This window comes from Deltaproteobacteria bacterium (assembly GCA_016234845.1).
Taxonomy (GTDB): Bacteria; Desulfobacterota; Deferrimicrobia; order Deferrimicrobiales; family Deferrimicrobiaceae; genus JACRNP01.
The window spans coordinates 1-9,508 of sequence record JACRNP010000087.1; the positions used below are offsets into that span (position 1 = coordinate 1).

General features: G+C 70.3%; 10 protein-coding genes. 7 read left to right on the plus strand and 3 right to left on the minus strand.

What is annotated here, in order from left to right; translation table 11 throughout:
- The 4 genes from HZB86_06540 to HZB86_06555 all read left to right on the plus strand — a co-directional run.
- Positions 1 to 427, plus strand: a 427-nt coding sequence (locus HZB86_06540) for a malate dehydrogenase (protein ID MBI5905195.1), incomplete at its 5' end; no start/stop codon positions are given.
- Between the two features lie 143 nt (positions 428 to 570).
- Positions 571 to 1,035, plus strand: coding sequence for a FecR domain-containing protein (locus HZB86_06545; GenBank protein ID MBI5905196.1), 465 nt, complete (start codon positions 571 to 573; stop codon positions 1,033 to 1,035).
- Positions 1,032 to 1,649 (plus strand): OmpA family protein, encoded by a 618-nt coding sequence (locus tag HZB86_06550; protein MBI5905197.1) that lies wholly within the window; start codon positions 1,032 to 1,034, stop codon positions 1,647 to 1,649. The genes HZB86_06545 and HZB86_06550 overlap by 4 nt, the downstream gene beginning before the upstream one ends.
- 22 nt (positions 1,650 to 1,671) lie before the next feature.
- Positions 1,672 to 3,672, plus strand: coding sequence for a CHASE2 domain-containing protein (locus HZB86_06555; GenBank protein MBI5905198.1), 2,001 nt, complete (start codon positions 1,672 to 1,674; stop codon positions 3,670 to 3,672).
- Here HZB86_06555 and HZB86_06560 read toward each other — a convergent pair.
- On the minus strand, positions 3,627 to 4,925 hold the full coding sequence (locus HZB86_06560) for an MFS transporter (protein MBI5905199.1): 1,299 nt from the start codon (positions 4,923 to 4,925) through the stop codon (positions 3,627 to 3,629). The two genes, HZB86_06555 and HZB86_06560, sit on opposite strands and share 46 nt — an antisense overlap.
- Before the next feature lie 64 nt (positions 4,926 to 4,989).
- Here HZB86_06560 and HZB86_06565 point away from each other — a divergent pair, with 64 nt between their 5' ends.
- The 3 genes from HZB86_06565 to HZB86_06575 are packed head-to-tail and all read left to right on the plus strand — an operon-like array spanning position 4,990 to position 7,954.
- A complete protein-coding gene (locus HZB86_06565) occupies positions 4,990 to 6,093 on the plus strand; it encodes a 2-hydroxyacyl-CoA dehydratase (GenBank protein ID MBI5905200.1) in 1,104 nt (367 codons plus the stop codon).
- Positions 6,090 to 7,406 carry a 2-hydroxyacyl-CoA dehydratase gene (locus HZB86_06570; GenBank protein MBI5905201.1) on the plus strand — a complete coding sequence of 439 codons (1,317 nt, stop codon included), beginning with the start codon at positions 6,090 to 6,092 and terminating at the stop codon, positions 7,404 to 7,406. The genes HZB86_06565 and HZB86_06570 overlap by 4 nt, the downstream gene beginning before the upstream one ends.
- The gene (locus HZB86_06575) at positions 7,403 to 7,954 is read left to right on the plus strand and encodes a DNA-3-methyladenine glycosylase (GenBank protein MBI5905202.1); all 552 of its coding nucleotides are present in this window, start codon (positions 7,403 to 7,405) and stop codon (positions 7,952 to 7,954) included. Before HZB86_06570 ends, HZB86_06575 begins: the two co-directional genes overlap by 4 nt.
- Positions 7,955 to 7,961: 7 nt before the next feature.
- Here HZB86_06575 and HZB86_06580 read toward each other — a convergent pair whose 3' ends face one another.
- Both HZB86_06580 and HZB86_06585 read right to left on the minus strand, forming a co-directional pair.
- Entirely contained in the window at positions 7,962 to 9,254 is a 1,293-nt protein-coding gene (locus HZB86_06580; protein ID MBI5905203.1) for a phenylacetate--CoA ligase, read from the minus strand.
- A 10-nt stretch (positions 9,255 to 9,264) separates the two neighbouring features.
- Positions 9,265 to 9,508: hypothetical protein (locus HZB86_06585; protein MBI5905204.1), on the minus strand; the 244-nt coding region annotated here is incomplete at its 5' end.

The window sequence follows — 9,508 nt, forward strand, 5'->3', positions numbered from 1 at the left end:
CGGAGACGACATGGTCCCCCTGATCCGCTACGCCAGCGTGAACGGGATCCCCGTCATGGAACTGCTCGAGAAGAAGTACGGCAACGCCGCCAAGGCGAAGGAAGTGATGGACGCCATGGTGAAGCGGACCCGCGGCGCGGGCGGCGAGGTGGTCGCGCTCCTCAAGACCGGCTCCGCCTTCTACTCCCCCGCTTCCTCCGCCATCGCCATGGCCGAGTCGATCCTCAAGGACCAGAAGCGCGTCCTCCCCTCCTGCGTCTACCTGAACGGCGAGTTCGGCGTGAAGGGGTACTTCGTGGGCGTCCCGACCGTCCTGGGCGCCGGCGGGGTCGAGAAGATCATCGAGTTCAAGCTCAGCGCGGAGGAGCAGGCGATGATGGACAAGTCCGTCGCCGCCGTGAAGGGGCTGGTCGACACGATGAAGTAGCCCGTTCGAGCCGTTCCCGATTCCTCGGACGGCCGGATCGGTCTCGCGACCGATCCGGCCGTTCCCGTTTCAATCAGCGGTTGCACTCACGATAACCTTGTTTTATTATTCGGGTGTCGCACTTCATCGGAAGGAGCGAAACGATGCGGCGCACCCTGATCGCGGCGATCCTGCTGCTTGCGGCTTCTCTTTCACCGCCTCCCCCTTGCGCGTCCGCCGACGATGCGGTCGGCGTGGTGCGAAGCCGATCGGGGGAATCCGTGGTCGTCCGGGGCGGAAAGGACCTCCCCGCCACGCCGGGGATGAAGCTCCTCCAGGGCGACATCCTCTCCACGGGGCCCGACGGATCGTTGGGCGCGATCCTCCGTGACAACTCCTCCATATCCCTGGGGCCGGACAGCCGGCTGGCGATTCGCGACTTCCGCTTCTCTCCCGCGGAGGGAAAATTCGGCCTGCTGGTCAGGATCTCCAGGGGGACGATGGCGTATCTCTCCGGGCTGATCGGGAAGCTCTCCCCCGACTCCGCACGGTTCGAGACCCCCGTGGCGACCATCGGAATCCGCGGAACCCGGTTCGCCGTAAAGGTGGGAGAACCCGCTCCGCAGTGAAACGCGCGTACGGCCTCGTCATGCTTCTCCTGCTCTGCGCCTGCGCGGCGCCTCCCCCCCGGCCCGCCGCTCCGCCGCCCCGCGACGTCGTGGTGCTGCTCCCGGACGACCAGGGAAAAACGGGCTCCGTCGTGGTGACCGGCGCGGGGACCGAGCGCGTCCTCTCGAAACCGGGACAGGCCGTGGCGGTATCCAAAGGCTCCGCTCCCGGGGACCCCTTCGTCCTGTCCGACTCCGAGCTGGCGGCGATGGCCGGTCCGGCGCTCCGGGCGCTCCCCCCTCCCCCGGCGCAATTCATCTTCTACTTCAACCTCGGCGAGTCGGAGCTGACGGACGAGTCGAGGGCGAGGCTTCGGGACGCCGCGCGGACCATCCGGGAGCGGTTCCCGGTCGACGTGAGCGTGGTGGGCCACACCGACACCGTCGGAGACAAGCGGTACAACTATCAGCTGTCGCTCAAGCGTGCGCGGTCGGTCGCCGCCCTGCTCTCCGCGGAGGGGGTCGACCCGGCGATCATGGAGATCACGTCCCACGGCAAGGACAACCCCCTCGTCCCCACCGGCGACCAGGTCCCCGAACCGCGGAACCGCCGCGTGGAGGTGACGGTGCGTTGACCGGCGAGAACTGCGGGTCCCGGTGAAGCGCCGCCCCCCCACCCGCCCGCTTCCGCTCCTTCTCGCCGGTGCCCTTCTCACGCTGCTCATGGCGGCGATCTGCGTATGGCCTCCCCCCCTCGCGGTCTTTCTCGAGGGGAAGATCTACGATTCCATCCTCCGCTCCGCCCCGCACCGGCCGCCGACCGGCGCCGTCGCGATCGCGGATCTCGACGAGGCCAGCCTCGCGAAATTCGGCCAGTGGCCGTGGCCCCGGTACCGGGTCGCGCTGCTCCTTCGGAAGATCCATGAAGCGGGGGCGGTCGCCGTCGGGATCGACATGGTGTTCGCGGAACCGGACCGGACCTCCCTGCGCTCCCTCTCCGAATCGATCCGGCGCGATTTCGGTACGGAGATCGCCCTCGCCGGCATTCCGCCCGAGGCGCAGGACGCGGACGCCGCCCTCGCGAAGGCGGTGGCGGAAGGACCGTTCGTCCTCGGATACTCGTTCGACTTCGAATCCCTCCGCGGGGAATCGTGCGTCCTTCATCCCCTGCGGGCCGCGGTTCGATCGACCGGCGACGCCGGGGAACCCGTCGGTTTCTTCGACGCCCCGGGGGTCGTATGCAACCTCCCCGCCCTCTCGAAGGCGGCGGGTTCCTCCGGCTTCGTAAACGTCGCGCCGGATCCCGACGGCGTGGTCCGGCGCGTCCCCCTCGCCATCCGCCACAAGGGGACGTTGTATCCGAGCCTCGCGCTGGCGGTGTATCTTCGCGCGCGCGGAGGCACCCCGGTCCTCGAGACCGGACCCGAGGGAGCGAAGGCGCTCCGGCTCGACGGGAAGGTCGTTCCGCTCGACCGGCGCGGGAACCTCCTCGTGAACTTCCGCGGCGGGCGCCGCGCGTTTCCCCACGTCTCCGCGCAGGCGCTCCTCGACGGCACCGCGGACCCGTCGGCGCTTTCGGGAAAGCTGGTCCTTCTCGGCACCACCTCCGCGGGGCTGCACGAGATCCGGACCACGCCGCTTTCGGCGGTACAACCGGGCGTCGAGATCCACGCCACGATCGTCGACGATCTGGTCGCGGGGGACCCGGTCGCCCAGCCGGCATGGGCCGGCGCGGTCCGCCTCCTGCTCGTCCTGCTGCCCGGATTGCTCCTGACCGGGCTGCTTTCCCGGGCGCGCGCCGCCTCGGCGCTCGCGGCCATGATACCGTCGGCCGTCTTCCTGGTCGCCGGCTCCTGGTGGCTCCTCGCGCACCGGCGCCTGTTCCTTCCGCCCCTGCTCCCGCTCGCGACGATGGCGTCCGTCTTCACGGTGCTGACGTCGATGCGGTTCCTGCAGGCCGAGCGGGAGGTGCGGGAGCGGACCCGGAAGCTCGCCCTGACGCAGGATGCGGTCATCCAGAGCCTCGCGGCGCTCGCGGAGACGCGCCACCACGAGACCGGCGGGCACATCCAGCGCACGCGCCACTACATGCGCGCGCTTGCCACGCACCTGCGGGAGCACCCCCGGTTTCGGCGCCACCTGGACGAGGAGACGGTGGACCTGCTCTTCCGGCTCGCGCCGCTCCACGACATCGGCAAGGTCGGGGTCCGCGACGACATCCTCCTCAAGCCCGCACCCCTGACGCCGGAGGAGTACGAGGAGATGAAGCGCCACACGATCTACGGATCCGAGACGATCCGGATGGCGAAGAACTTCCTCGGGGAGGACTCGTTCCTGCAGGTGGCGGACGAGATCGCGCTCAACCACCACGAGCGGTGGGACGGCACCGGATATCCCCGGGGGCTTGCGGGGGACGAGATCCCCATCCCGGGCCGCCTGATGGCCGCGGCGGACGCGTACGACGCCATCATCAGCCCCCGCCTGTACAAGCCGGCGATCCCCCACGAAGAGGCGGTCGATATCATCCGCGAACGGAGAGGGACGTACTTCGATCCCGACGTGGTCGACGCCTTCCTGGAGATCCGGGACGAGTTCCGGGCGATCGCGGACCGCTATGCCGGAACCGGGGTGGAGCCCGAACCGCCCGCCGACCGATGAGCTGAATGCTCCGGGGGGCCCCCGCGCGCGCCGAACCCTCTCGCCAGGACGAGGAGGACGATCCCGCTCGCCGCCAGGGCCGGAACGGCGATCCACAGGGCCTTCGATAGCGCCTCTCCCCTTTCGGCCCCCTCCGCGATGAACCGCGCGCTCCGGTGCCCCACCCATTCCGGGCTCAGCGCATCCCCCAGCAGGTGGATGAGGAACACGTTCACGGCCACCCCGGTGGCGCGGATGCTGGCCGGCACGCAGCTCACCGCCAGCGTGTTCACCGGACTCGTGTTGCAGAACAGCAGCAGCATCCCGATGAAGAACGCGGCGTACGCCGTTTCCGGGGTCGGAGCCGCGATGGCGAACGCGACGACCGGCGCGGCGCCGATCAAGGTGAGCCCGGAGATCCACACTCCGGCGTCCCGGAACCGGCCCTGGAGCCTCGACGTCAGGATCCCGCCCGCGAACGTCCCCGCGATCCCCGTGACGACGGCCAGCCCCCCGAACACGATGCCGGCGCGCCCCGGGCTCACCCCGTGCGCCCGCTGGAGAAGCGTCGGCGCCCAGACGCTCAAGGCGCCCATCGCGAAGGTGTACGCCGTGTAGCTCATGGTGCAGGCGAGCCATATCCGGTTGGAGAAGAGGTTCCGCACCCGCGCCGGGAAGGAGGATCCCGCCATGCGGTCCTCGAGGGTGTCCATCGCCCCCCGCGGCGGATCGGCGGTGCGCGTCATCCGCCACGCCAGGATCAGGCCGGGGATTCCCGCCACCAGGAACGCCGCGCGCCAGCCCCACGCCTGCGCCGCGACTCCCCCGACGGCGTACCCCAGGGCGCTCCCCACGGGGATCGCGAGGTAGAACCACGTGAAGGAGCGTGCCCGCTCCCGCTCCGGGTAACAGTCGGACAGGATCGCCGGGCCCAGGGAGGCGTACGCCGCCTCCCCCACGCCGACCAGCGCGCGCGTGGCGAGGATCCCCGCGAACCCTCCCGCGAACGCCGCGGCGGCGGTGGCGAGACTCCACAGCGCGATGCCGGCCGCCACCAGGCGCGGCCGGTGGAACCGGTCCGCCAGAGCGCCGAAGACGGGCGCGGCGACCATGTACGCGTAGATGAAGACCGGCTGGACCCAGCCGAGCTGGGCGTCGGACAGCGAGAGCTCCCGGCCCATCGGCTCCAGGACGGCGGCGACGACGTACCGGTCCATGTAGTTGAGGAGATTGATGCCGGTCAGGAAGGCCAGCAGGTTCACGGCGGCGCTCATCGGGGAATCAGGGTATCACAACGGTGCGGGCACGCCTTGCCGGCACCCCCTCGCGCGTGTAAGAGTGAAACGGATGCGCCGGGACGTCATCGCCGAACAGAAGCGGCTCGGGCGGAAAACGGTCGTCGCGCTTCCCGTCCACTATCCCGCGGAGCTGTTCACCGCGATGGACGTGCACGTCGTGGAGCTTTGGGGGCCGCCCGGTCCGCCGCGGGGACCCGACGCCGGGCGGATCCAGCCGTACGTCTGCGCCGTGGTGCGCAACGCCATGGCCTTCCTCGCCGACGGGGGCGCCCGCGAGGCCGACGCCCTCCTGTTTCCCCACACCTGCGATTCCATCCAGGGGATGGCCACCCTCGCACCCGACTTCGGCGGGTGGGGAAAGCCGGTCCTCCGCTACTTCCACCCCAAGGGGGAGGACCGCCCGGCGGCCCGGGCGCTGGTCCGGGCGGAGCTCGCATCCCTGTCCGCGGCGCTGGAACTGCTGACCGGGAGGACGTTGGAATCGAATCGGCTCGCGCAGGCGGTCGCTCTCCACGCGGAGATCCACCGGGTCCGGGGCGCCCTCCTGTCCCGCCGGACGTGCCTCGACCTCACGGATCCCGAGCTGTACCGGCTGCTCCGCCGCGGGGAGTACCTCTGGCCGGAGGACCACCTGTCGGAACTCATGGAAGCGGCGAAGCGTCTCGGCGGGGAACCTGTCCGGAACGGCGTGCCGCTGATGGTCACGGGATACGTCCCGGAGCCGATGACGCTGCTCGATCTCCTGGCATCCGCCGGCGCGTTCCTTGCCGCGGACGACTACGCGGCGGTGGGACGGCGCGTCCCCCTGCGCGCCCCCGACGACGGGGACGACCCGCTCGCGATCCTCGCCGAGCGGCCGTTCGCCCTTCCCCCCTGCCCGACCCGGGGAAGCGGCCGGGAGCGGAGGATGGACCACCTCGAATCGCTCTACCGGAGAGCCGGAGCCGCCGGGATCGTGATCCACGTTCCGAAGTTCTGCGAGCCCGAGGCGTTCGACGTCCCGGCGATCCGGACCCGCTTCGCGAAGATCGGCGCGCCGCATCTCTTCCTGGAAGGGGAGCTCGAGAGCCGGCTCTCCGGCCAGGCGGCGACGCGCCTCGAGGCGTTCGTGGAAACGGTCCGCGCGGGGCGGGCGTCCTCATGATCCTCCGCCGGCTGCGATACGAGGCGGTCTCCCGGGCGATCGGCCCCCTGCTGATGGCGGCGGACCGGATGCGCAAGTCGCTGTCCGGCTCCCGCGGGGGGCGAAGCGCGGGCCCCTTCGGCCCGCCCCTCGAATCGACCCGGAAACTCAGGGAGCTCTTGAGCCTCCACTACCTCGCCGGCCGGTTCGCCGACGGCGCCGTCCCGGTCGCCTGGGTCACCAGCGGCTTCCCCGTGGAGGCTCTCCGCGCGCTCGGATACCACACGGTCTACCCGGAAAACCACGGCGCGATCTGCTCCGTCCGGCGCCTGGTGCCGGAGCTGTCCGATGCGATCGAGGGGGAAGGGTACTCCCGCGACCTGTGCGGGTACGCCCGGGCCGACCTCGGGTCCGTCGCGACGGGGAAGAGTCCCGTCGGCCGCCTCCCGAAGCCGGACCTGCTCTGCTGCTGCACCAACATCTGCCAGACCGTTCTCTACTGGTACCGGGCGCTGGCGGACCGTTTCCGTGTGCCGCTCGTCCTGGTCGACGTTCCGTTCGTCTACGGAGAGGTCCCGCCGCACCACTTCGCGTACGTGGAGAGCCAGCTGGCCGACCTCGCCGCGGTCGCCGCGAAGATCGCCGGGCGGGATACGGACCGGGGGACGCTTTTGGAAACCGTCCGCCTCGCACGGGAAGGCTCCCGCCTGTGGGACGAGTGCCTGAAGACCGGCCGCGCCCGCCCCTCCCCGTGGACCGGCTTCGACGCCTTCTTCCACCTCGCGCCGATCGTCGCGCTTCGCGGCACCGCGGAGTGCAACGCCTACTACCGGACGCTCCGGGACGAGCTCTCGGACCGGGTCGCCCGCGGCGTCGGCGGGATCGCGAACGAACGGGTCCGCCTGCTCTGGGACAACCTCCCCGTTTGGTTCCACCTGCGGGAGCTCTCGACCCTGCTCGCAGGGAAAGGATTCAACATCGTCTGCGCAACGTACACGAACGCCTGGGCGGAGGCGGGGGCGCTGATCGACCCGGCCGACCCGGAAGGATCCGCGGCGCGCGCGTACCTCCACGTCTTCCTCAACCGGGACCTTCCCCACCGGCTCGCGCTGATGAAGCGGCTGTGCTCCGAATACGGCGCGACCGGGGCGATTCTCCACAGCGACCGTTCCTGCAAGCCGTACTCGATCGGCCAGGTCGACCTTTCGCGCCGCCTCTCCGACGCGGCGGGTGTCCGGTCGCTCCTGCTGGAAGCGGACCACGCCGACCCGCGCTCCTGGTCCGAAGCGCAGGCGCGCGCCCGCCTCGACGCCTTCACGGAGATGTTCGAGTGAAGCCCCTCCCCAGGGAATTCTACGACCGCGACACCGTGCGGGTCGCGACCGAGCTGTTGGGAAAGCGGCTCGTCCACCGGACGCGCGGGATCGAGCGGGTCGGGACGATCGTCGAGGTCGAGGCGTACCTGGGGCCGCACGACCGCGCCGCGCACTCCTCCCGGGGGCGGACGGAGAGGACGCGGGTGATGTTCGGCCCCCCGGGCCACGCCTACGTCTACCTGGTGTACGGAATGCACTGCTGCATGAACGTGGTGACCGAGCGCGAAGGGCACGCGTCCGCCGTCCTCCTCCGGGCGATCGAGCCGGTGCGGAACGTGGAGGGCCCCACCGCGGGCCCGGGACGGCTGTGCCGGGCGATGGACATCGACCGGCGGCTGAACGCGCACGATCTGTGCGGGGGCGGGTTCTTCATCGCGGACGCTCCGGCGGTCGACCGTCGCGCCATCGCGAAGCGGCCGCGGGTCGGGGTGGAGTACGCCGGGCGATGGGCCACGAGGCTTCTCCGGTTCTACATCCGGGGGAATCCGTTCGTGTCGAGGAAGTAGGCGCCGCCTAATACCGGCGGTCGTCGAAGGTCCGGCGGGTCTTTCTTTCCGACCGCGGAAGGGTCCCGTACGGCAGGATCTCCACCGCGCAGGAGATCATCAGGTTCCGCTTGATCTCCCTTGCGATCTCCCCGGAGAGCGCCCCGTCGGAGACGTGGGCCGCATGGGCCGAACGCTCCACCTTGAGCGTCATGTAATCCTTCCCGTCCTCGCGACGCGTGAAGTGCGACTGGTATTCGCTCCCCGCCCCGTTCACCTGGGAGAGCACCTCGTCCACCTGTCCCGGGTAGATGTTGACGCCCCGGAAGACCACCATGTCGTCGGATCGCCCGAGGATCCTGTCGTGCCTCGGCAGGATGCAGCCGCACGGGCAATCCCCCTCGACGAACCGCGTGAGGTCCCGGGAACGGTACCGGATGAGCGGCGCCGCCTCCTTGCACAGCGTGGTGTACACCATCTCCCCGATCTCGCCCGGCGCCACGGGCGCGAGGGTCTCCGGGTCGAGCAGCTCCAGGATGTAATGGTCCGCCCAGTAGTGGATCCCCGACTCGGCGTCGCAGGAGAGCCCCGTTCCCGGCCCGTACAGTTCGGTGAGCCCCGGGATGTCGTAGACCCGGTCCACGCCGAGCAGATCCTTGATGGTGGCGATCATGGCGTCGCTGGTCCGCTCCGCGCCGAGGATGACCTTCCGCAGTTTCAGCCGGTCGCGGATCCCCCGCGACTGGACCTCCTCCGCCAGGAGCAGCCCCATCGACGCGGTGCAGCAGAGGGCGGTGGTCTGCAGGTCCAGCAGGAACGTGCACTGGAGGTCCAGGTTGCCGGGCCCCGCGGGGATGGTCATCGCACCGAACTTCTCCGCCCCCAGCTGGAACCCCGCGCCCGCCGTCCACAGGCCGTACCCGACGCAGATCTGGACCCGGTCCTCCCGCGAGAGCCCCGCCATCTCGTAGCACCGGGCGAACATGTAGAGCCAGTCGTCGATGTCCTTCTGCGTGTAGCACAGGATCTTCCGCTTCCCGGTGGTCCCCGACGAGGAGTGTATCCGGACGATCTCGCGCGGGTCGACGGACCGGAGCGGCAGCGGGTAGCCGTCCCGGAGATCGTCCGCGTCGGTGAACGGAAGCCTCGCGAGGTCGCCGATCGACCGGATGTCGTCCGGCCCGACGCCGGCCCGTTCCAGCCGGCCGCGGTAGAAGGACGAATTCCGGAAGGCGTGGGCCACCGTCCACCGCAGCCCTTCGAGCTGGAACGCGGGAAGATCGTTCCGCGTGGCGTATTTCGGGGGGAATCGCGTGAGCATCAACGGTACCTTATACCCTCCCGCGCTCCATTCCAAGATCGAGCGCGGCGAGCGACGCCGCGAGCAGCCTGTCCCGGCCCTCGAACCGGCGGGAGAGGGCGCCCCTCATTTCATCGCCCGAGCAGAACAGGAGGCCGCCGTCGCGCGACGAGCCGAGCCTCGCGAGGATGAAACCGAGCAGCACCAGGTTCGCCCCCTGGGGATTCCCCGCGCCGCGCGCGATCCCCTCGGCGTCGATCGCGTGCACCGGGAAC

Coding starts and splice junctions, on each gene's coding strand:
- HZB86_06545 (MBI5905196.1), top strand. CDS start 571: ATGCGGCGCACCCTGATCGCGGCGATCCTGCTGCTTGCGGCTTCTCTT.
- HZB86_06560 (MBI5905199.1), bottom strand. CDS start 4,925: ATGAGCGCCGCCGTGAACCTGCTGGCCTTCCTGACCGGCATCAATCTC.
- HZB86_06570 (MBI5905201.1), top strand. CDS start 6,090: ATGATCCTCCGCCGGCTGCGATACGAGGCGGTCTCCCGGGCGATCGGC.
- HZB86_06580 (MBI5905203.1), bottom strand. CDS start 9,254: ATGCTCACGCGATTCCCCCCGAAATACGCCACGCGGAACGATCTTCCC.